General features: G+C 42.8%; 24 protein-coding genes and 1 pseudogene. 24 read left to right on the top strand and 1 reads right to left on the bottom strand.

The window, feature by feature from the left end:
- The first annotated feature begins 75 nt into the window (after window positions 1-75).
- The 23 genes and pseudogenes from ACWJJS_RS17675 to ACWJJS_RS17785 all read left to right on the top strand — a co-directional run bounded on the left by ACWJJS_RS17675 (window position 76) and on the right by ACWJJS_RS17785 (window position 18,446).
- Window positions 76-711, top strand: a complete 636-nt coding sequence (locus ACWJJS_RS17675) for a phage scaffolding protein (RefSeq protein WP_454023767.1) — start codon at window positions 76-78, stop codon at window positions 709-711.
- Window positions 712-774: 63 nt separating this feature from the next.
- Window positions 775-891, top strand: a pseudogene (locus ACWJJS_RS17680) (collagen-like triple helix repeat-containing protein); the annotation flags it as partial.
- A 38-nt stretch (window positions 892-929) separates the two neighbouring features.
- Window positions 930-1,892, top strand: coding sequence for a major capsid protein (locus ACWJJS_RS17685; RefSeq protein ID WP_139890470.1), 963 nt, complete (start codon window positions 930-932; stop codon window positions 1,890-1,892).
- A 14-nt stretch (window positions 1,893-1,906) separates the two neighbouring features.
- The gene (locus ACWJJS_RS17690; RefSeq protein WP_180375368.1) at window positions 1,907-2,062 is read left to right on the top strand and encodes a hypothetical protein; all 156 of its coding nucleotides are present in this window, start codon (window positions 1,907-1,909) and stop codon (window positions 2,060-2,062) included.
- 4 nt (window positions 2,063-2,066) lie between these two features.
- Window positions 2,067-2,363: a phage head-tail connector protein gene (locus ACWJJS_RS17695; RefSeq protein ID WP_013351228.1), complete on the top strand. Its 297-nt coding sequence runs from the start codon at window positions 2,067-2,069 to the stop codon at window positions 2,361-2,363.
- Window positions 2,360-2,698: a phage head closure protein gene (locus ACWJJS_RS17700; RefSeq protein WP_013351229.1), complete on the top strand. Its 339-nt coding sequence runs from the start codon at window positions 2,360-2,362 to the stop codon at window positions 2,696-2,698. Before ACWJJS_RS17695 ends, ACWJJS_RS17700 begins: the two co-directional genes overlap by 4 nt.
- Window positions 2,691-3,107 (top strand): HK97 gp10 family phage protein, encoded by a 417-nt coding sequence (locus tag ACWJJS_RS17705; protein ID WP_014471518.1) that lies wholly within the window; start codon window positions 2,691-2,693, stop codon window positions 3,105-3,107. The genes ACWJJS_RS17700 and ACWJJS_RS17705 overlap by 8 nt, the downstream gene beginning before the upstream one ends.
- A gap of 18 nt (window positions 3,108-3,125) precedes the next feature.
- Window positions 3,126-3,524 (top strand): DUF3168 domain-containing protein, encoded by a 399-nt coding sequence (locus ACWJJS_RS17710; RefSeq protein WP_003155849.1) that lies wholly within the window; start codon window positions 3,126-3,128, stop codon window positions 3,522-3,524.
- 13 nt (window positions 3,525-3,537) lie between these two features.
- A complete protein-coding gene (locus ACWJJS_RS17715) occupies window positions 3,538-4,062 on the top strand; it encodes a phage major tail protein, TP901-1 family (RefSeq protein ID WP_017417511.1) in 525 nt (174 codons plus the stop codon).
- Window positions 4,037-4,318 (top strand): fibronectin type III domain-containing protein, encoded by a 282-nt coding sequence (locus ACWJJS_RS17720; RefSeq protein ID WP_017417512.1) that lies wholly within the window; start codon window positions 4,037-4,039, stop codon window positions 4,316-4,318. The genes ACWJJS_RS17715 and ACWJJS_RS17720 overlap by 26 nt, the downstream gene beginning before the upstream one ends.
- Complete coding sequence (locus ACWJJS_RS17725; RefSeq protein ID WP_454023768.1) at window positions 4,287-4,574, top strand: fibronectin type III domain-containing protein; 288 nt, start codon at window positions 4,287-4,289, stop codon at window positions 4,572-4,574. Before ACWJJS_RS17720 ends, ACWJJS_RS17725 begins: the two co-directional genes overlap by 32 nt.
- Before the next feature lie 54 nt (window positions 4,575-4,628).
- The gene (locus ACWJJS_RS17730; protein WP_003155845.1) at window positions 4,629-5,135 is read left to right on the top strand and encodes a tail assembly chaperone; all 507 of its coding nucleotides are present in this window, start codon (window positions 4,629-4,631) and stop codon (window positions 5,133-5,135) included.
- Between the two features lie 35 nt (window positions 5,136-5,170).
- Complete coding sequence (locus ACWJJS_RS17735) at window positions 5,171-5,485, top strand: hypothetical protein (RefSeq protein ID WP_454023769.1); 315 nt, start codon at window positions 5,171-5,173, stop codon at window positions 5,483-5,485.
- A gap of 9 nt (window positions 5,486-5,494) precedes the next feature.
- A complete protein-coding gene (locus ACWJJS_RS17740) occupies window positions 5,495-10,570 on the top strand; it encodes a hypothetical protein (RefSeq protein ID WP_454023770.1) in 5,076 nt (1,691 codons plus the stop codon).
- Window positions 10,567-11,331, top strand: a complete 765-nt coding sequence (locus ACWJJS_RS17745) for a distal tail protein Dit (RefSeq protein ID WP_003155842.1) — start codon at window positions 10,567-10,569, stop codon at window positions 11,329-11,331. Before ACWJJS_RS17740 ends, ACWJJS_RS17745 begins: the two co-directional genes overlap by 4 nt.
- A gap of 12 nt (window positions 11,332-11,343) precedes the next feature.
- On the top strand, window positions 11,344-14,727 hold the full coding sequence (locus ACWJJS_RS17750) for a phage tail spike protein (RefSeq protein WP_454023771.1): 3,384 nt from the start codon (window positions 11,344-11,346) through the stop codon (window positions 14,725-14,727).
- 13 nt (window positions 14,728-14,740) lie between these two features.
- Entirely contained in the window at window positions 14,741-15,130 is a 390-nt protein-coding gene (locus ACWJJS_RS17755) for a hypothetical protein (RefSeq protein ID WP_003155838.1), read from the top strand.
- Entirely contained in the window at window positions 15,120-15,248 is a 129-nt protein-coding gene (locus tag ACWJJS_RS17760; protein ID WP_017417518.1) for a hypothetical protein, read from the top strand. Before ACWJJS_RS17755 ends, ACWJJS_RS17760 begins: the two co-directional genes overlap by 11 nt.
- A gap of 20 nt (window positions 15,249-15,268) precedes the next feature.
- Window positions 15,269-15,436, top strand: coding sequence for an XkdX family protein (locus ACWJJS_RS17765; RefSeq protein WP_003155837.1), 168 nt, complete (start codon window positions 15,269-15,271; stop codon window positions 15,434-15,436).
- Window positions 15,437-15,448: 12 nt separating this feature from the next.
- The gene (locus tag ACWJJS_RS17770; protein ID WP_003155835.1) at window positions 15,449-15,670 is read left to right on the top strand and encodes a hypothetical protein; all 222 of its coding nucleotides are present in this window, start codon (window positions 15,449-15,451) and stop codon (window positions 15,668-15,670) included.
- Window positions 15,671-15,704: 34 nt separating this feature from the next.
- Complete coding sequence (locus tag ACWJJS_RS17775; RefSeq protein WP_003155834.1) at window positions 15,705-16,127, top strand: phage holin family protein; 423 nt, start codon at window positions 15,705-15,707, stop codon at window positions 16,125-16,127.
- A 44-nt stretch (window positions 16,128-16,171) separates the two neighbouring features.
- Window positions 16,172-17,329: an N-acetylmuramoyl-L-alanine amidase gene (locus ACWJJS_RS17780; protein ID WP_079005187.1), complete on the top strand. Its 1,158-nt coding sequence runs from the start codon at window positions 16,172-16,174 to the stop codon at window positions 17,327-17,329.
- Between the two features lie 154 nt (window positions 17,330-17,483).
- A complete protein-coding gene (locus ACWJJS_RS17785; protein ID WP_003155831.1) occupies window positions 17,484-18,446 on the top strand; it encodes an NYN domain-containing protein in 963 nt (320 codons plus the stop codon).
- 128 nt (window positions 18,447-18,574) lie between these two features.
- Here ACWJJS_RS17785 and ACWJJS_RS17790 read toward each other — a convergent pair whose 3' ends face one another.
- Window positions 18,575-18,766, bottom strand: coding sequence for a hypothetical protein (locus ACWJJS_RS17790; protein WP_003155829.1), 192 nt, complete (start codon window positions 18,764-18,766; stop codon window positions 18,575-18,577).
- 550 nt (window positions 18,767-19,316) lie between these two features.
- On the opposite strand from ACWJJS_RS17790, the gene ACWJJS_RS17795 reads away from it, so the two are divergent.
- Window positions 19,317-21,602: a glycoside hydrolase domain-containing protein gene (locus tag ACWJJS_RS17795; protein WP_454023772.1), complete on the top strand. Its 2,286-nt coding sequence runs from the start codon at window positions 19,317-19,319 to the stop codon at window positions 21,600-21,602.
- The last annotated feature ends 23 nt before the right edge of the window (window positions 21,603-21,625 follow it).

Genomic DNA, 21,625 nt, shown 5'->3' on the forward strand with positions numbered 1-21,625 from the left:
GTTTAGAGCAAAAACAAACGTAAATCCTGTGCGTGAGGTGGACACGCAAAAAAACATCAAAGGAGAGAAAAAGAAATGAGTTTAAAAGAATTGCTCGGTGATGATTTATATGCTCAGGTGATTGAAAAAGCCGGAGATCAAAAGATTGATATTGTCAGTAACGGCCAATGGTTCCCAAAGGAGCGTTTTGATGCAGTCAACAATGAGAAGAAGGACTTGAAAAGCCAGCTTGACGAGCGGGACCAGCAATTGAATGCCTTGCAGAAACAGGCTAAAGGAAACGAAGAGCTTCAGGCGGCAATTGAACAATTGCAAGAAGACAACAAAAAAACTGCTGATGAGTATCAGCAAAAATTAGATCAGCAGGCTTTTGACTTCGCGATTGAATCAGCATTGCGGGATGCGAAGTCAAAAAACATCAAGGCTGTTAAAGCCAATTTAAATCTTGATGGTTTGAAATTAGCTGACGGCAAGGTGATTGGTCTTGACGAACAGCTAACGGCTCTCAGGGAAAGCGACAGCTATCTTTTTGAGGAAGACCAAAAAGGCGCTCCGTCTTTAGCAGGTAGGCAGCCGCATGTATCCGGTCAATCCGGAACGCAGACGCCTACAAACCCTTTTAAGAAAGAAACGTTGAACCTGACTGAGCAAGGGCGCCTTTTTAGAGAGAATCCAGAATTAGCGATGCGCTTGCAAAAAGAGGCGCAGTGATGGAGGTGTGAAGGTATGAAAAAACGCATTCCGCGTTTTCTTCGCAATGTGAAGCTACCAGCAGGAGAAAGAGGCCCTAAAGGTGATAGAGGCCCAGCCGGTCCGCAGGGGCCAAAAGGAGATACAGGACCACAAGGCCCGGCAGGTCCCCAAGGTCCAAAAGGCGAAAAAGGCGATCCGGGAACATCAGCTTAATTTAAAATAAAGGAGAAATGACAATGGCAACAACTAAAATAGCGGACGTTATCGTTCCAGAGGTTTTTAACCCATATGTAATTCAAAGAACAGCCGAATTATCAGCATTACAACAGAGCGGGATTATCTCAAATAATCCGGAATTGGATCGTTTAGCCTCTTCAGGCGGTACAACTATTCAAATGCCTTTTTGGGATGATTTAGAGGGAGAAGATGAAGTTTTATCTGACAAAACACCTCTTACACCTGAAAAAATCACATCAGATTTTGATGAAGCGGTGCTTTTACTTCGTGGTAAAGCATGGGGAGCAAATGAATTGGCAAAATCATTGGCTGGTAGTGATCCAATGGCCGCGATCGCTGCACTTGTAGCAAGCTATTGGGCACGACGCAGACAAGCAACACTTTTAGCAGAGCTGAAAGGTGTGTTCGCTTCACCAACGATGAAAGACAATATTCTTGATATTTCTACTTTGTCAGATGGTGTTTTCAATGGTGAAACATTCATTGATGCAACACATGTGATGGGGGATGCTGAGAATAAATTGACTGCGATCGGGGTTCACTCAAATACTTATGCGGAAATGAAGAAGCAGAACCTTATTGAATTTGTGAAGGATTCAGAGGCGGCTGCAAAAATTCCATTCTATCAAGAAAAGCGGGTTATTGTGGATGACAGCATGCCTGTTGAAACCCTCGAGGAAGGCGGAAAAGTATATACTTCGTATTTATTTGGTGCGGGAGCAATCGGCCTCGGGAACGGAGCGGCGCCAACACCTACCGAAGTAGACCGCGACAGTTTGCAAGGTGAAGACATTCTCATTAATCGTCAACACTTCCTTTTACATCCACGCGGAGTGCGTTTCGTGAAAAACAATGTTGCTGGGCTTGCACCAACGAATGAGGAATTAGCCGATCCGTCCAACTGGAAACGTGTTTACGAGCCTAAAAACATTCGGATGGTTGCATTCAAACACAAGCTGTAAGGAGGCTGGTCTTCATGGGTCTGGCTTCTTTTAATAGAATGCGACGGTTGAAAACTATGGATTATAACAAAATGACTCTTGATGAACTGAAGAGAAAAGCAAAAGAGCAGGAGATACCCGGTTATTTCAACATGAAGCGCGAAACTCTGCTTACAAAATTGAAAGGGTGATCCAATGGACATCCAACAAGTAAAACGAATGATAGGGATAACCACCGATAAGCATGACGCTTATTTGTCTGAGGTTGTCCCTATTTTAATTGAGGTTGCCGCAGACGAATGTAAAAATACTTTTGATCCAAAAGCGCTGCCCGCTGGTGTAAAAATATTTGTTGCGAAAGCGGCTGAATACAATATGACGCCGTCTGGTCTGTCTGGGAGAAGTATGGGGGATGTGTCATATTCGTATAACACGGAATTCCCGCAACACATTATGAAGAATCTGTACCCATACAGAAAGGCATTCCGATGATCTATGAAGAATTCCCGCATGTCATAACGTTTCAGCGGTGGGAAGAGGTGCCGGACGGCGGCGGGGGCTATGTTGAAAAATTCACTGATTATCTCACAACAGAGGCCTTTGTCGGTGGGATTACGTCCCGGGAATATTATCAGGCTCAACAGCTTCAGAATCCGGTTGATTGCAATGTGTATTTCCCGTATCGCAATGACATTGAGAAGACAATGCGGATCATCTACGAAAACAAGGTGCTGACTCTCAAATCAGATCCGATCGACCAGGGCGGCATGCATGAGATTATGAATTTGAAATGTCAGGTAACGGGGGTACTGAAGGGCAATGGCTGAGGTGAGCGGAAGATGGGTCAGGCAGATGCAAAGAGCCACGAGCGAATTCAGAAGCCGGGTCATAGATGATATTAAGCAACTGGTCACAGACACGGCCGAGCTGATTTACAGCCATGCTGTTCTGAATGCTCCGACCGCCGCAATAGACGGGGGAAACCTGAAAAATTCAATTGAAATCGACTACCAAGAGGGCGGCTTACGGGCCGTTATTTCTGTTGGTGCCGATTATGCCGTATATGTGGAATACGGGACAGGGATTTACGCAGAGGAAGGCGGCGGCCGGCAAACGCCATGGGTTTATTATGACACCAAGCTTAATAGATGGGTGGTCACGCGGGGAATGCGGGCACAGCCGTTCTGGAATCCAGCGGTGGACGAAGGCATGCGGTATTTTGCCAGTCAAATGTGATAGAAAGGAGCTGTCATCATGCGATCTGCCCTGTGGCCGTTGCAGGCTGCTCTATTTAAGAGGTTATCAACAGACGAAGAGCTGAACGGGCGCGTCACGGGCGTCTTTGATGCAGTCCCGAAAGATCAGCAAAAGCCTTATGTGACAATGGGCGATGATGATGTATCCCCATTTAAAACCAAGACATCCAGCGGTGAAGAAATCAATGTGGTTTTACACTGCTGGTCAGGTTACAACGGAAAAAAAGAAGCAATGGAGATTCTGAGCCTCATGCTTCAAGCGTTAACAAGCAGGCCCCTAACAATAGAGGGCTTTTCTTTATGCCGTTCTGAGTTGCGCAGCATGCAGGTGATCACCGATATTGACGGGTACACGCGTCACGGCATTCTCAGAATGCGCTTCACAATAAACAATTGAGAGGATGAACAAAATGGCAGATTTATTGAATGGTATTGATGAGGTTTACTTTGTTCAACCGATGAATGCTACTTCGACTGAAGGTCTGTTTATCGCATTCCAAACAGAAGGCAGTCATACGAAAGAACAAGATACAAAAGATGAATCAACAAAGTCTGGCCGAATTGTTGGGTACGGCCCTAAATCTGAGAGCATCGAACTGACATATTATGCTGCTGTCTCTGATCCAGGTCAAACGGCGATTGAAGATGCTTATGACAACGAAGAGACAGTTCAGGTATGGAAAGTAAACCTGAATAAAAACAAAAACGATAAGCATGATTCTGAATATGGACATGCAATCATCGAGAACTTAGAAAAAAGTGCACCGCAAGATGGGTTTATTGAGGTTTCAACAACATTGCCTGTTCTCGGTAAGACCCGTAAAGGTGAACTTGATCCTCTGCCTCAAGAATTAATTGACGAGATCAGATCTTCTGCCGGTGCCAAAGAGTTCATGCAGTTTGGCGAGAATGCCAAAAAAACAACTACGCCCTAATGCGCCCCAAAATCTATCGTTCACGGCTACAGCTGACAGCGTGACCGTGAAATGGGATGCGGTAGATGGGGCAACTTCATATAAGGTATACAGGGGAGCGAGCAAGCAGCTGGACGCAACTGTCACTGGCACATCCCACACCTTGACAGGAATTGCGGCCGATACGAAACTCACGGTCAACGTCTCTGCTGTGAACGATGCGGGTGAGTCCTCAATGACTGAGATTGTTACGCAAACACAAGCGGTTACGCCCTAACGTTCCCCGCAATATAACTGCGAAAAGCGCCACTTCAAATCAGGTGAGTTTTTCATGGGATGCGGTGAAAGGGGCGACATCTTACAATATTTACAGGTTTTACGCAAAAATAGCGACTGTCTCAACGAATTCGTACACGTCGAATCCTAACCTGAAGCCGGATACCGACTACATTTTTAACGTGTCGGCAGTGAACTCGGCCGGGGAATCGGAACGATCGGCCAATTTTACGATACGAACAGAAAAGGAATCATAGGGTCCGGGATTCCCGGGCTCTTTTTTAACATACAAAAATAATCGGAGGTTTATAATGGCTTACTTAACTATCGGAGATAAAGAATACAAATCACGTTGCGACTTTGCTTTTGACAGATTGGCAAACGAAAAATACTCCACTGAGGACGAAAAGGGCAAAGGCGGCACAATGAATATTTACATGAGTCTGCTGAATGAAGAGGCTTCCTATCTTTCTGCTTTTTGGGATTGCGCACTTGCTTACTTGAAGAAAGAAAAGCCTTCAACTGAGGCTATTGAAGAAGCAATCATGAAAATCATTGATGAAGACGAGACAGGCGAGGCAATTGACAAGATGATCAATGAAGCATTCACGACACTGGACTCAGCGGGTTTTTTCAAAGGTGTGATCCGTCAGCGCTGGAAGATGATGGAGAAGATGAACAAAGGGAAGAAACCGGCTCCGAACGAAACACCGGAAATGGAAGCGAAACGGTTGGAGGACGAAGAGAACGGCAAGGAAGTCTTGAAGATGATGAAAGAGGCATACAAAGAGAGAACGGGATCGACTACGACCAAATAATTACGAACTCCGCACATTGGCTCGGGGTTTATGATGTGGATTTAATCATGTCATGGACTCCTAACGAGTACAAGCTTCTGCTCAAAGGGGCCAAGTTGCGAGAAATAGATGAATTGGAGCTTATGGCAAGAAACGCCATGTTTCACCGTTACGCCATGAATGAGAAGCGCCCCAAAGAAACGAAAATGTTTGATGCGAAGAAGGCCAGACGCCAATTGGAGCGCAATATCACTGGCGATAACGACAAATGGCGCAAGTCAGATGTAAACGAGCTCGGCAAACGAGCCAAAGGGGTTCAGCGGTTTAATGATGCAATCCGCAACCACTTTGCAAATTTGGTCAAGGAATGAGGTGAGGGAATGATCGAAAGACTGACAGCAATAGTTGAAGCACAGACAAGAAAATTTAATCGCAGTATGGATCGTGTCAACGATATAATGCGCCGGATGGCTGATCATCACACAGTCGAGGTTGACGCCGAGATTGCCAGCTTTCAGGCAAGAGTACGGCAGGCGGCGCAACAAATAGATAACTTTGTTCATCGACATCAACGCACGCGAGTTGATTTAGATGCGGATTCAGGCCCTTTAACTCGGGCCATCAATTGGGCGAAGCAAAGATTAAGACAGATTCCCCAAACTGTCACCACGCAATTAATGGGGAATGTGCGGCCGTTATCTTCCGCATTGGCACGCGCTAAAGCAGGGCTATCGGCGGTGGCGAACAGAATCACAACGACGATAGACGGAAATCCCACTCCTTTAGGGCGTGCTGTCGCTGTTGCGCGGTCAGCCATAGCATCAGTATCTCATAACGTAACTACCACTTTTAATGCGGCCACGTCGCCTATCATGCGCGGGGTTTCGTCAGTCCGTTCAGCTTTGGCTTCACTGCCAAACAGAATTACCACGGTCATAAACGGAAACACGGCTGCGCTTATGCGCTCTGTGGCAACGGCTCGCGCTGCTCTGGCGTCCTTACCGAGAAGAGTATGGATCAGTATAGAGGCTCGAATTGATCGGTTTGAAACGTCAATGAACAGGCTTGCCAAGATCACAAACTCAGTTTCAACAGTCATCGGTCATTCAATTGCTGGGGCACTAACGTCCCTACTCCCTGCAATTTCGCCAGCCCTTGCAAGTATTGTCGGGGTAATCGGCTCATTGGGTCCTATGCTCGGGGTGGCAGCCGGCGGAGTAATGGGGTTAACCAGTGCATTTGCAACAGCGGGAACAGGCGCGGCGGCATTCGGCGCCCTTGCTATTACTTCGATAAGCGGTGTATTCAAAGCATCCGAAGACCTTTCCAAGCTGCAGGAGAAGCTGGACAATGCAACAAGCGCAAAAGAGCGCGCTAAAATCATGAAACAGATCAATAATCTGCAAAAATCTCTTGGAAAAGAAGAGAGAGAGGCATTAAAGAACCTCGAAGACTTTAAAGACAACTGGCGGGACATCGGTACGATGGTTCAAAAGCCGATCTTAAAAACATTCGGTATGTCTCTTAATACGTTCAAACTCGCGCTTAACTCACTGATTCCAATGTTTAACGGGCTGGCGAAAGAGGGCGTGGGACTGGCAAAAAGCATGGACAAGGCTTTCAAGGCTCCGGACATGCAGAGATTCATTTCCTATCTGAACAAAGAAGCTCCGAAGGCGTTTGCTTCATTCGGCCGATCTGCCGGGAATGTCTTGCGGACAGTTTTCAATCTCATCGTAGCATTCGGACCGACCGGAAAGAGCATGACAAAGTCTATCGAAGGAATGACCCAATCATGGGTGAAATGGTCAGCGAACTTGGGCTCCTCAAAGAAATTCCAGGCTTTCGTGGAATATACAAAAACCAACGGCCCGAAACTGCTACAGATCATCAGAAACTTTTCGGGCGGTCTGACAAAGCTGTTTACTGGATTCGCTCCTATGTCTCAAGACATGATGACATCCCTCGTAGACCTGACCAAGCGGTTCAATGAGTGGGCTGGCAGCGTCACGAAAACAAAAGAATTTCAATCGTTCATTGACTATATTAAAACCAACGGCCCTACAGTATGGAGCACATTGGGGCAGATCGCGAAAACTATCATCAACTTGCTTGTTGGCATGGCTCCACTAGGCAAAACGATTTTGGAGAATGTAAACGGGTTTTTGAAATTTACTAATGCGGCGATGGAAGCAAACCCGGCAATCGGGAAGTTCATTGCGGCGGGTATTTCATTAATCGGTGCTTTAAGAGCTATTGTTCCGGCGATAGTAGCAGTCAGTGCTGTAACAAATGGGCTTAAAGACTTTATGACTGCTGCTCGATATATTCGGAGTTTCAGTTCTGCCGCATCCGGAATTAGAATGGCCGGATTGATCACCCAATTAAAATCAGCGATAGTTACTATAGGGCAATTCATTGCGAGATATACCGTTATGGCAGCAAAGGCAACAGCTAATGCTGTGAAAATGGCAGCATCATGGACTGCGATGAAAATCGGTTCTTTTATAACAATGCTGAAAAACGGCATTAAGCAGATGGGACTTTTCATTGCCAGAATAACTGTTTTAGCAGCAAAATCAGCAGCCCAAGCAACACGTATGGCAGCGGCGTGGACTGCGGCAAAAATCAGTTCATTTGTGTCAATGTTGGCGGCAGGAATTAAGCAAATGATCTTATTTGGTAAACGCTTGGTCATTCTGGCGGCTCAAGCAGCGGCAAATGCGGCGCGCATGGCAGCATCATGGGTCATCGCAATGGGGCCTATCGGGTGGATTACGGCGGCGGTTATAGCCTTAGTTGTTCTCATTATTGCCAATTGGGATAAGGTCAAGCAGTACACCCTTCAAGTTTGGGGTGTCATATCTCAGTGGCTCCAATCTGTATGGGAAGGCATTAAAACAGCGGCAACATCAACATGGAACGCAATAACGTCGTTCTTCTCCACTGTTTGGAATGGAATTGTTTCGGCTGCTAAAACCATTTGGAACGGGCTATCTGCTTTTTTTAAGTGGGAATTCAATCTGTACAAAACCATTTTCACAACAGTTTGGAATGCTATAAAATCGTTTGCCTCTTCTGTCTGGAATGGGATTAAAAAGACTGCGACTTCAATATGGAACGGCATTAAGAATACTATTACCTCAATTTGGTCAGGTCTTAAATCGGCGGCTGTCACAGCCTTTACGTATATGCGGGCCCAGATCGTTAACAGGATCATTGCGACGAGAGATAAAATGATCAGCATCTGGAATGCAATTAAGAGTAAAGTCTCGTCCATATGGAATGCTCTGAAAAGTGCTGCAGTGACTGCTTTTACCTATATGCGCGCACAAATTGTGAATCGGATTATTGCCACCAGAGACAAAATGATCAGTTTGTGGAACGCGATAAAAAGCAAAGTGACATCTGTCTGGAATGCTTTAAAAAGTGCAGCTGTAACAGCCTTCAACTACATGCGGGCGCAAATCGTCAATAGAATTGTAGCGACGAGAGACAGAGTAATAAGCCTCTGGAATACAGTGAAAAGCAAAGTGATGTCCATTTGGAACGGCATTAAAGGCGCGGCTTCTACAGCATTTAGTTACATGAAAGCGCAAATCGTAAACCGTATCCAAGCAACAAAAGAACGTATCGTCAGCATTTGGAATGGTGTCATGAAATTTTTTAGAGGCATCAACCTCAAGTCCATTGGCCGCAACATCATACAAGGCTTAATAAATGGTATCAGCGGCATGGCGGGAGCATTAGCGAGCAAAGTGAAATCAATGGCAAATGCTATTCCTAACGGCATGAAAAAACTTCTTGGAATCCATTCTCCATCAAGGGTAATGCGTGACCAGGTCGGTTATCACGTCGGCACCGGTATGGCGGCTGGTATTGATAAATCACAGGGAAAAGTAAAAGCGGCTGCGGCAAAAGCAGCGAAAGTGGCTCAGAAGGCGGCTGAGGTAAAGGTTTCCAATAAAATTAAGAACGCTGAAGTGAAGTATGACACCAAGAAAATGGGCGCCGATACGTATATCAAAACATTGCAGAAGATTCAGAAGCAAAACAAGCTTACCAGCGAGCAAAACCGAAAAATCCAACGCGAGATATATCAGGCATCCAAAAGCGCCTCTGATAAACAGAAGAAGCTACTGAAAGAGCAGCAGCGCAAGGAAGCGAAGGCGAAACTGGCGTATACCAAGAAAGTATCAGATCAGATTAAGAAAGCTGAGGCAAAATACGATACAGGAAAAATCAGCGGGAATACCTATATCAAAACGCTTGAGAAAATCAAGAAGAAGAACAAGCTGAATTCTGACCAGCAAATAAAGGTTCAACGGGAAATCTATCAGACTCAAAAAACGATGGCTGATAAGGCCAGAAAGCAGAAGGAAGCCGAAAAGAAAGCGGCTGACAAACTTAACAAGGGCATTCTTTCTGCAAACAATACTTATCTCTCAAAATTCAAAAAAGTGAATGATAAACTGACTGCCGATATTAAGGCGGCCAACGATGCCTATAAAAAGGAGCTGCAAGACCGAACTGACGCGATTTATAACGCCATCGGTCTATTTGACGATGTCTCAAGTCAAAATGTGAACGGCTCCAAGCTGACTTCAAATCTTAAAAAGCAGCTGGACAAGATCAAAACGTTCAACACTGACATCACAAAAATAGCAAGCCGGGCACCGAAGGCATTCACAGACGAATTGAAAGAAATGGGTGTCGGGTCAGCTGATCAGATTAATGCAATAGCCCGCATGACAGATTCGGAGCTAAATGAGTATGTCAGTCTGTGGAAAGAAAAGCACAAGCTGGCCAGTGACCAGGCTACCCAAGAATTAACCGGGTTGAAGAACGCGACGACCAAGAAAATAAATGAATTACGATCGGCCGCAAATAAAGAACTGGCACTTCTGAAAAATGACTATCTCCGCAAAATTGGGGAGCTTACAGTGGATGTAAAACAGCTTGGTTCTCTCAAGAAAAGCGGAAAAGCCATCGGGTCAAATACAATGGCCGGCATTATTTCTGGAATGAAGAATATGAAGGGAGAGCTGGCGAAAGAAGCAAATTCCATCGCCTCGACAATTGAAAAAACGATTAAGAAAAAATTGAAAATCCACTCCCCATCCAGATTGATGCGGGATCAGGTCGGGATCATGGTTCCTGCCGGTATCGCTGTGGGGATTCAGAATGGTATCGGCACCGTTCAGAAAGCTATGGGCGTCGTCAGTGATGCCATGACTATTCAGCAGGAGGATCTGAATTTTGCATATGACACATCTATTTCCAGCAGCGAACTCGGCACGGTTAGAAAAGAATTGAGCGCGGACATCCGGAACCTTGAATTGCCTGACAGGATGATTGTTGTTGAGATGGACAGCAAGAAGGTCGGTCAAGGAGTAGAAAAGCCTGTAACATACGCACAAAAACGGTCAAACGCAAGGAGGGATAGATTTAATTGATCAATTATCAGGAACTGCTGCCTAATCAATGGAAAATCACGTTTGACGGCATTGATATATCACCCTTCTTTTATGTAAAGTCCACGGGCGGCCGAGGCGTGACAGGGAGGGAAGTGAATACAGCCACTATCGGGAATCGCCCCGGCGGTTTCCTGCGGGACACAAGAATTCCTGTAAGAGTCATAACCATTGAGGTTCTTTTTGCCTTCCGTAGTGAAGAAGAACTGAAGAAAAAGCAGGAGGAACTGACTTTTATTCTTCACACTGAAGAGCCTAAACCGTTAATTTTTCACGATGAGCCTGACAGAGTCTATAATGCTGTCTTTGAAAGCATTTCAGAAGGCGAAGAACAGGGAGGCTTTCAGACTGCAACATTGACTTTTATCTGTCCTGACCCAAAAAAATACGGCCCGGCGAAGGATTTTGAATTTAATTCAGGTATTCAGACTATCACTAATCCGGGATATGCGGCCGTAGACCCGACAATCGAATGCGTCTTTGAAGAGAAAGCCACTTCATATGAGGTGGCTCTTCTTAATGCTGATGGATCTGTATCGAAAACGATCAAGCTGCTGTACGATTTCATCGCTGGTGACACACTTGTAATTGATTCAGCAAAAAGAAAGGTCACTTGCAGCGGTAATTTAATCATGACAGCACTTCAAATTCAATCAGATTGGTTTCTGCTGCCGCCCAGAACGCCAGTTAAAATCAAGTTCAGTCATAATAGCAGCATCAAATTTAATGAGGCATATTTGTAAGGAGGTCCGGTCATGGCTGACATTTATATACTTTCACCAGATGATAAATTATTGACAGTGCTGTCCAGCCACGGACGAGAAACCTGTACGTTCTGGGATGCGAAATACAAGGAAGAGCTGAACAAGGGCTCTTCTTTTTCTTTTGTAGCGGACGCCTCCCATCCTGACGCACGCTTCTTATTTGAAGAGAATCAAGTGGTGTTCAGAGATAAGGACGGTGTACTGCGTCTGTTTGTCATCAAGGAATTGGATGATGCAGACGAAGAAGGAGAGGTTAACACCCAGGTTACCTGTGAGGCTGCCATGATGGAGCTTGCCGAAACATTTGTAAAAGATTTCCGCCCAACTAACAAAACTGCTCAGTTTGTACTGGACAACGTCCTTTCTCGGTCAAGATGGGTGGCGGAAGTAACGGCGGAGCTTGGAGTGAATTCGACTACCTTCTATAAAAAAACAGCGTTGGATTGTATTGCTGACGTGATCAATATATGGGGCGGAGAGCTTCAGGACACTATAGAATTTGATGGAAATAAGGTCGTCAAACGAATCATAAAAATACTTCCCCGTCGCGGTAAAGACAGCGGGAAGCGCTTTGAGAGTGATAAGGATACAACGAATATCCGGCGGACTGTTATCAGTTACCCGGTGACAGCCCTTTGGGGTTACGGGGCATCCATAGCATCTACGGATGAGGAAGGAGAGGAAACGGGCGGCTATTCTCGTTTTATTGATTTCTCTGAAGTAGAATGGAAAAAATCAAAAGGCGACCCGGTCGATAAGCCTTTAGGCCAGGAATGGGTTGGCGATCCGGATTTATTAGAACGATTGGGGCGCCTTAAAGATGGAAAGTTGATCCATAGGGAAGGCCAATACAATGATGAAGACATAACGGAGCCGGAAGAGCTTTTAAAGGCCACATATAATCATTTGATAACGACTGCATGTAAGACAGAAATCAATTATGAGCTGTCTGTGCAGCTGCTTGAGAGCGTGCCGGGACACGAACACGAACATGTGGAATTGGGAGATACAACGATCGCAATTGATCGAAACTTCGCTATCCCAATCGAGACATCGCAGCGCATTATTTCAATGGAATACGATATTACCGACTCTGAAAATACTTGCGTTGTTGAGATCGGCCAATTTTTATCAGCATTACAAAAAGACGGCCGGATTGATCAAATTGAAAGCGTGATAGAAAAAAACCGCGGTACTTGGGAAAGCAAACCGGACGCCGGGGAGGTTACGGATGGAAGTTTCCCTGACAAAGCCCCGCCAGTTCCGTCGAATGTAGTGATCAAGGCAATGTTTCAGAATGTGGCCCTGACATGGGATTATGATCCGTCCAGTTATATTGCAGCCTATGAGGTATATGCTTCACAAGTAAATGGATTCACTCCATTAAAAGAGAATCGTATTTTCAGAGGCAAAACAGGCGGATATGAGCATTTTACGGGAGTAAATGAAGTTTGGTATTATCGCTTGCGCTCAATCAACACACGAGGCACAGCGAGCGAATTCACGGATCAGTTTTCCGCGACCACTCAGCGCATTTTGACTGATGACATTGTTTTCGGAGCGATCACAAAGGAAAAACTGGCCCAGCTGGCCGTTGATGCTGATAAACTTTCAAGAAACTTTGATGATGCTAATATCTTACCTGGCTCTCTTTTAAAATCTAAATGGTTCTATGATTATACGGACACCAGCCACAGTGTTGAGGAAAAAGAATTTAATGAAATGACTGTTTCTCAGATCATCAATGGAACAACTAGAATAGCTTTCGGAATATGCGGGAACAGGTCATCGCCTGTTAATATTCAAAGAATGGCATTGATCAAAGATCAACAATATACACTGTCATTTGAAATAAAACGGAATAATACCACCGACATAAGTTATATTCATTTGAAAAAAGGCAGCACTTTCATACAGATTAGCAGCGATGAACAGAAAGATATTTCTGCTTTTCCGTCTGACCAATTTATAAGGGTTAATATCAAATTTACTGCTCCGGAAACCGGCTCTGATTACACAATTGGAATCGGCGGATATAATCGAAACGGAAACACTGAGCCCTGTAGCTTTGTTATTCGTAAGGTACAGGTGCGCAAAGGCGATGTCATTTCTGATTATGGTTATAGCCCGTTTGATACTCAGCTGGTTGATGGTGTTATTGATGGCGACCACCTCCAAAAGGCGGTAATAGAAACAGCTCATATAAAAAATGCAGCCATAACAAGTGCGAAAGTAGCTGAAGCGGCTATCGGGACAGCGGCTATTCAAAATGCGGCTATCGCAAAGGCGCATCTAAAAGAAGCAATAATTGATTCGGTACACATCATTGACGGTTCAATAACAAACGCCAAGATCAAAGACCTTTCAGCGGACAAAATAAATGTCGGGACGTTAAAAGGTATCACGATTGAGGGGGTGACCATAAAAGGGGCCCGTTTCGAGGCGCTGACACAATCAGAAGATGCCGAATACTATATCGAAGGCGATAAGATTTACCAGTACACCAGAGACTCTCATTATGTTTACAACAAATTGATTGTTAGTTCTGGGAAAATAACGCAGGAACAAGGAAAGTTTTTTGATCCTGGTGATTCCTATAATGAAATCTACAGAACAGTTTCAATTGGTGATGGCAAAATAGAGCTCCGTGGCGCAGGCAAGCAAACCGCATATGAAACGGTTCCAACTATTTCAATGTATTCAGAAATAGGAGATGTTGGACAAGTTATAAGCCATTTTAATATGAAAATGGAAAGACAGGCAGCTGTTGAAGAAGACGCTTTTCTTCTTACTGCTACTACCAATCCTAAAAATATAGGAGAGCCGTTCACATATAACCGTTATCAGGCCCTTTTTGAAGGATCAGCTACTATTTATCGCTTTAAACCGAATAATTTAGATATTGATGTCCCCGGGGTCATTCGACTGAAATCAGGCCAAAAAACGATTGTTGATGCATCAGATTTAACGCTGCCATTGGGAACCAAAGTTGTAGCAGGGAATGCAAAAAATTGCGAATTCAAATTGATGGGTGGCAATGTTTCTACAGAATTAGAAGACGAGCATGGAGGCCTACAATACGGTTTGATGGTTTACTGCTTTACTTGGGACATTAAACTGCCGCCTGACGGAGGGGCAACTGCGTACGCGCGCTACAATCGCATTCCTTTTGTTGATAGTTTTGATTATGCGCCTGAGAACGTTTTTGCGGCGGTAGGTACAGCGATTGGCGCATATTCTAATGCGGTTACGGTAGGATTAGAAAATATAAGCGCCAGTTCTGTTGATATTGGAGTGAGAGGGACCGGGACTACTGCCGGAGTTGCGGGAAAAACAATAAAGGTTCAAATTGTTATTTTTTACGAATCACAATAAGGGAGTAATTTTTATGGTTGAAAAAAGGGATTTTAACATGAGTCTTTATTATGCGGACGGCATCGAAATAGAAGAAACCGGCGCGGGAATTGAAATAACTGCCGGCTCTATAAAAAAAGGAGACAAGACATATCCCATGGAGGCTGTTTCGTTCGATCTGCAGCCGGACGATACAACAAAAGTAGCGTATCAATTATATGTCCTTCATGATATAAAGGCTGATGAAATAAGTTATTTGCTCACAAAAACTTATGTAGAGCCTGACGGTTATTATCAAGGGTACAGTGGGAGCAAAAAGCTTATTATGATTCCAGTTCAAATTGTCGTTGATCCACAAGGCAACCGAGAAGGGCTTATAACAATCTATGTTCAAAATAAGGAGGATGGCAAAGATGAAGCTTGAGCCCGTGGTATTAAATATTGAAGCAAAAGATAGAGAGAAGGAAAAGACTACAGAGGAAAAGTTGCAGGAACAAGTTCTTGACCTTCAGCGGGTTTGCAATCTCTTAATGAATCAATAAAAGGAAACGGGGGGAGCCCATTGGAGAACCGAAGTGCTCTTTTCGGGTTTTTTGAGGATTGCTGGAAAAACGGAACTGTTTTGACCGTTGAAATGAGAAAAGCCGTTGAGAAAGGCCGCATCACACAAGCGGAATATGATGAAATTACAGAAAGCGAACGCGGTAATGCGTATCCCGATCAAGAGTAAGGAGTGAAAGGCATGCAAGAAATGACAAAAGAGCAACTTCAGGACCAGTTACAAATAGCAGCATATAAAGCTGCTTCCCTACAGCAGGAATTGAATCTGAAGAACAATGAGCTGGCCGAATATAAAGCGCTATACACGTTTACAGATAATAAACGCGAGGAACTCGAAAAGCAATTAAATGCGGCAGTAGCGGCGAAAGAAAATAATAGTGAACCAGCACCTGTAACTGAATAGGTGTTTTTATTTTGCCTCGAAGGAGGTGATCAAAATGGAGGGAATACATGTGTGGATGAATTTTGAAAGCTTACAGATCGCAAGAACATATCTTTTCGGGGAGGTGAAGTACCTTGACTTGCTTCTAATCCTCAGCATCTTGGATGTCATCACCGGCATTATCAAAGCGTGGAAAATGAAGCAGCTCCGGAGCCGCAGCGCGTGGTTTGGGTATGTGCGGAAGATGCTCAGTTTTATGGTGGTCATCGTCGCCAACATTATTGATACGATAACAAATTTGAACGGCGTCCTGACCTTTGGAACCGTTCTTTTTTATATCGCAAATGAGGGCCTGTCCATCACGGAGAATTTGGCGCAGATCGGCGTTAAAATTCCGGCCGTCATCACTGACCGGCTTCACGTAATTGAAAGCGACAACGATCAGACAAAAGAAAAAGATGATCAGGCGGCTGGTTAATCCGGCTGCTTTTTTGAATCCAAAAACAGAATAGGAGAGATTTTATGTCAGCATACAGAAACCAATATATTGATATTAATAAATGGACGCGGCCGGGAATCAAAAACAACGGCGTGAAGAAACTTGTGGTGCATTACACGGCCAACCCCGGCGCGCCTGCTGCCAATCATTATAGATATTTTGGCCAAACGCTCCCCGCACAGAACAGAAATCTATCTGAGAAAAAACAGACGTTTGCATCTGCACATATCTTTGTCGATCGTACAGAGGCTATTTGTATCATTCCGTTGAATGAGGTTGCCTATCATGCGAATGACATTCAGCAATTCGTCAACGGGCAGCCTTACCGGGGTGTCGCGGCGCTGAAACCGAATGCAAATTTCTTATCTATCGGCGTGGAGCTTTGCATTGAAAAGAACGGCACTTTCCATCCGGATACGATTGCCCGTGCAGGACAAGTTTGTGCCGAGCTGTGCAAAATGTACAAACTTGATCCAACCAATGATATTGTTCGACATTATGACATTACACATAAAATTTGCCCGGCGCCGTGGGTAAGCAACTCTCAAGGGTTTGCCGATTTTAAGAGCCGTGTTGAAAAGCGAATGGATGGTGTGGTTGTAACGGCGCCTGTATCAAATCCGGATGTTACCCATACAGACACAGGAAGATTCATCAAAAACACGGTGGTTTCAAGCGATGGCCTTGTTTTACGTACACAACGGAGCGCCTCTTCTTCCATGGTGCTTAACCTGCCGAATGGCACGGTTGTAAAATATCAGCTTGGATCAACTGTCAACGGATGGGGATATGTTGAATACACCAATTCTAAAGGCCAGACATTCCACGGATATGTGAATGTCTCATATATCAAAAGCGATAACGAGCTGAAAAGCGGCGGCCAAAAGAAGGTAAAAGCCTCAAAGCCTAAAACCACTCAAAAATCAAAATTCAGTCTGCCTGCGGGTGTTTTTAAAGTGACAAGCCCATTGACCCGAGGGGAGGCCGTAAAACAGATTCAAACCGCGCTGGCGGCTCTTCATTATTACCCCGATAAGAGCGCAAAGAACTTCGGAATTGACGGCTCATATGGCGCGAAAACAGCAAATGCAGTCAAACGGTTCCAGTCTATGTACGGGCTGCCTGCTGATGGCATTTATGGGCCGAAAACAAAAGCGAAACTTGAAAAATTATTGAAGTGATATAGCCTCGTCCAATGGACGAGGCTTTTTTTGTTGTAAATGGGAGAAATACATAACTTTTAAGCTAGTATGAAGTCAAAAAATATACTTTTATTGGTGAATATATGGTAAATTCTTTTATGTGTGTTATTTCTAATGAAATGAGGGAATTTAATTGGACGAATTAAAAGAAAAAAGAACAGGGACGGTTGCCCAGCCATTACCACAACCAGCAGTTGACGAACAGCTTAAATCAGCATTCCAAATCATGACATCTGTGGTGAACGATTCGAATCGAACGTTTAATTCTGAAAGAAAACTTGATAATGTAGCTATTTTTGTTGATTATGATAACGTTTACTGGTCTCTAATGAATAATTATAGCCATGATCCAGATTATCAATCTGAAGATAAAAATTTATTTTCAAGGTTATGGGAACGATACGGTCAAGACAATGTACGTTCATTTAGAGTGTATGCGGATTTTAACAAATTAAGAAGTAATATGACAAGTCTTCAAAAAAAGCGTGTTCAAATAAGGCATGTTTATTCAAATGGAAAAGATGGGGATCATCGTAAAAATGCATCAGATATTGAACTTTGTATTGATGCTATTGAAAATACATACAAGGATCCTTCGATTAGTTGTTATGTTTTTGTAACAGCTGATAGTGACATGATTCCTATTATGAGTAGATTAATGTACAAGGGAAAAAGAGTTGAGCTTTATTATTCAGCTAAAAACGCTCCTAAACATATTGAATTTAAGAATTATGCTCATCATGCTGAAGATTTGGCGAGTTTACTTGGTATTGAAGAAAAGCAGTATGACCGAGATAAACTTATGAATCAAATTCTTGTTGAGATAAAGAAATGGCACGATAGCTTTGGTACACAAGGAGATCTGTTCTTAGGCTTGAGTTGGTTCAAAAGATATCTAATAAATACATTATCGACCCCAGCAGAGATTATTAGTGAGATTTTAGAGGAACTTAAACAAAAGAGCTTTATTGTTGAAGAGACAAAAGTGTTAAGCAAAGGTAAATTAAAGGGCAGTTCCAAAAATCAAATCTTATGTTCTGAATTAGGGTTAGCTAAAATAACTGAATCAGAAGATCAAGCACAAGTTGTAAAATAATTGCTTTTTTGCTTGACAGGAAATATATATTGGATGTATTATGAATACACATTAGAAAACACATACGCTATTATTACTATTCGCTACATATTCGCTAAAGAAAGCAGGGAGATACCCTGCTTTCTTTTTTATTTAAAATTCCACCTGTTTTTATGCTTATCCCACTTCAAAATGCGCTGCCTCATCAAATTCTTCACAGCAGCACGGATCGTCTGCTCATCTTTCCCGGTTTTCCTTTTCAATTGTTCCATGGAGGGATTTTTCCCGAAGCGGGTCATATTAAAAATAATCCGATACACTTTACGCTCAAAATCGGTCATTGTGTTTCATCTCCTTGGAGACGATTATAAAGAACGTGTGTTCGCGATGCAAACAAACCTGTTATTTTTTAAAAAATAACACAAAAATAACGAAAGTTGCGTCAGGGTCTGAAACAATGCGGTTTTTGTTTCTTTTCCATTCATGATCACACTAAAAAAATAACACCGATTGAAAGGGTGCGAAAGCGAGCGAAAACCGTGGTAATTATGGGCGGCATGATGTAAAAAAATTATGATCCCTGTTTGGACATAAGGGGTTGCCAGATGTAATGCCATATCGAGGTCTCTCACAAGTTCAATGAATTTGTGAGGGACTTTTTTTATTTCTATCATTCATCTTAAATTACAAATAAATGATTCTAATTTATTCAAGTTAGCATCAAGGCATATGATTTTGTTATAAATCTTTTAAAAGGATTTATGTTCATTGGCGCTTTGCTGATTTTTATTCTTTACATCTTTTGAAGTAAGAGCAGATATTCTTATTTTGTCATACGTTTGCCACTTTTAAATGAAGTACCTTACTAACAAAAAATAAGGAGTGGAAACAATGGATGAAATGGTACGAAAAGTTCAACAATGGGTAAATCTTGTTTACTTGAACAAGCCAGGTTATGTGAAAATTGATGAAAATGGAAAAACAGGGTGGCCTGTGATTGAAGCTTTGATTACAGGATTACAAATTGAAGAAGGAATTACGTCAACTACTGGAACATTTGGACCAGCTACTATGGCAAAATGTCCTACATTATCAACTAAATCTAATTCTTCGAATGAAAAAACAAGAAATCAAATTATGATTCTTCAAGGTGCATTGTATTGCAAGGGATATAATCCAACTGGTTTTACAGGAACCTATGGTGATGGTACAAAGGCTGCTATAAAAAAATTTCAAACTGATGCAGGGTTGTCTAATCAAGATGGAATTGCAACTCCTATAATCTTTAAAGCGTTATTAAATATGGACGCTTTTGTAAATGTAGGAGATGCCAAAATTCGTAATATTCAACAAGAGTTGAATCGGAAATATTATAAGGTCACTGGCCTTAATCCATGTGACGGTAGATACTCCCGACAAACTAATGAGGCTTTAATTTATGCACTCCAGGTCGAAGAAGGAATAGCAGAACCAACTGGAACATTTGGACCAGCTACAAAATCAAAATGCCCGACAATCTCAATGGGTAGCACAAAAGCTAATTTTGTAAAGCTCTTACAATATGCTTTGTACTGTAATAATCGTGATCCAGGAAGATTTGATGGTATCTTCGATGAAAATATGAGAACAGCACTTATTAATTTTCAAAAGTTTTCAGCATTACCTGCCGATGGAGTAGCTGGAATGCAGACCTGGGCATCTCTTTTAGTAAGCAAAGGTGACGAAGATAGGAAAGGAACAGCTTGTGATTGTGCCACACCAATTAATGCTGCCAGAGCAGCAACTTTGAAATCCAACGGATATAAAACGGTTGGGAGATACCTTACTGGATCACATCAGATGACGTTGCCTGAATTAGAGACTATATTTGCTGCAGGTCTTAGCGTATTTCCAATTTACGAGAGAAAATCAACTGAAGCTTCTTATTTTACAGAAACTCAAGGGGTATTCGATGCAAGAGCAGCTATTGGTGCGGCTAAGGGGTATGGTTTTAAAGAAAATACTATTATTTATTTTACTGTAGATTACGACGCTGTTGACGGTGAGGTTACCAGTCGTATAATCCCTTATTTTAAAGCAATTAAAAGGACATTTGCCCAACTCAATAGTGGTTATCAAATTGGCATTTATGGCGCGAGAAATGTTTGTAGCCGCGTGGCCGCAGCAGGTTACTCAGTCAGTAGTTTTGTATGTGATATGTCTTCAGGATTTAGTGGTAACCGCGGCTATTCACTTCCCACCGATTGGGCATTTGACCAAATTAAAACAAGGAGTATAGGGGATGGGCTTGGGAAAATAGAGATTGATAATAATATCTCATCGGGCAAGGATAAAGGCGTTAATTCTATAGTTTATAATAAAGAAAATAGTAATGATTATGTTTCGACGACAAATAATAAGTTCTTCGATCAATTAAAAGTTTTATATAATACAGCAGTAGATTATGTTACTAAAAAGGAAGGAAATAAACCTAATCCGGTCGGGAATATTACTCAACAGGCAAATGAATTAGTTGCCCAGTATCTAAGAAAAGATGAATATGATGGTTTATTGTGGATTTTAACAGCGGATTTTATTGACTCAGATTTTGTTAAAATAGCTGATGATGTATTGAAGGGACAAGAAAAGAGAATCCTGATAGATCCAATTTCTAAATTGACACTAGATAACGCACATATGATGGCTACTTTTAATGCAATAATTCATAGTTCTGTAGGAATGATACAAGATCTTGCAGGATGGGCAGGTGATTTAATTACAGTAGGGGGAGACACTGTCAAATATAATGCTAATTATAAAACAACATATGATGCTGCAATAGATTTAATAGGAGGTCAAATTGGTACATTTGGACTTCCGGATTTATTAGGAGATGTAGACGCTGTTAACCTTGCTATGAATACAAGAACAGGGAGTGCCTCACAACCAGTTTACAAGGTATTTGAAGAATACTATACTACCGGCTACAGTACAAGATACTCTCAATTTTTCAAAAACAGATTTAATAATTCATTTGAGGCAGTTACTAAGGATGCAGAGTACTATTTAAACACCAATAATCCTATCTGTTTGGAATTTAAACATCATTTTAATGTTAATAATTATACCCAAGAGGATGGTCAAGCAATTGCACAAGCATTTGCAGATTGCCTTAAAGAAAAAATAAAATCTGAATAATTAATTCTTCCCAAAAGTAAATC

This window comes from Bacillus sp. JK106, assembly GCF_053663355.1.

Coding starts and splice junctions, on each gene's coding strand:
- ACWJJS_RS17760 (WP_017417518.1), top strand. CDS start 15,120: ATGAAGCTTGAGCCCGTGGTATTAAATATTGAAGCAAAAGATAGAGAG.
- ACWJJS_RS17755 (WP_003155838.1), top strand. CDS start 14,741: ATGGTTGAAAAAAGGGATTTTAACATGAGTCTTTATTATGCGGACGGC.
- ACWJJS_RS17695 (WP_013351228.1), top strand. CDS start 2,067: ATGGACATCCAACAAGTAAAACGAATGATAGGGATAACCACCGATAAG.
- ACWJJS_RS17780 (WP_079005187.1), top strand. CDS start 16,172: ATGTCAGCATACAGAAACCAATATATTGATATTAATAAATGGACGCGG.
- ACWJJS_RS17705 (WP_014471518.1), top strand. CDS start 2,691: ATGGCTGAGGTGAGCGGAAGATGGGTCAGGCAGATGCAAAGAGCCACG.
- ACWJJS_RS17795 (WP_454023772.1), top strand. CDS start 19,317: ATGGATGAAATGGTACGAAAAGTTCAACAATGGGTAAATCTTGTTTAC.
- ACWJJS_RS17775 (WP_003155834.1), top strand. CDS start 15,705: ATGGAGGGAATACATGTGTGGATGAATTTTGAAAGCTTACAGATCGCA.
- ACWJJS_RS17740 (WP_454023770.1), top strand. CDS start 5,495: ATGATCGAAAGACTGACAGCAATAGTTGAAGCACAGACAAGAAAATTT.
- ACWJJS_RS17790 (WP_003155829.1), bottom strand. CDS start 18,766: ATGACCGATTTTGAGCGTAAAGTGTATCGGATTATTTTTAATATGACC.
- ACWJJS_RS17730 (WP_003155845.1), top strand. CDS start 4,629: ATGGCTTACTTAACTATCGGAGATAAAGAATACAAATCACGTTGCGAC.
- ACWJJS_RS17770 (WP_003155835.1), top strand. CDS start 15,449: ATGCAAGAAATGACAAAAGAGCAACTTCAGGACCAGTTACAAATAGCA.
- ACWJJS_RS17700 (WP_013351229.1), top strand. CDS start 2,360: ATGATCTATGAAGAATTCCCGCATGTCATAACGTTTCAGCGGTGGGAA.
- ACWJJS_RS17675 (WP_454023767.1), top strand. CDS start 76: ATGAGTTTAAAAGAATTGCTCGGTGATGATTTATATGCTCAGGTGATT.
- ACWJJS_RS17715 (WP_017417511.1), top strand. CDS start 3,538: ATGGCAGATTTATTGAATGGTATTGATGAGGTTTACTTTGTTCAACCG.
- ACWJJS_RS17750 (WP_454023771.1), top strand. CDS start 11,344: ATGGCTGACATTTATATACTTTCACCAGATGATAAATTATTGACAGTG.
- ACWJJS_RS17685 (WP_139890470.1), top strand. CDS start 930: ATGGCAACAACTAAAATAGCGGACGTTATCGTTCCAGAGGTTTTTAAC.
- ACWJJS_RS17720 (WP_017417512.1), top strand. CDS start 4,037: ATGCCAAAAAAACAACTACGCCCTAATGCGCCCCAAAATCTATCGTTC.
- ACWJJS_RS17710 (WP_003155849.1), top strand. CDS start 3,126: ATGCGATCTGCCCTGTGGCCGTTGCAGGCTGCTCTATTTAAGAGGTTA.
- ACWJJS_RS17690 (WP_180375368.1), top strand. CDS start 1,907: ATGGGTCTGGCTTCTTTTAATAGAATGCGACGGTTGAAAACTATGGAT.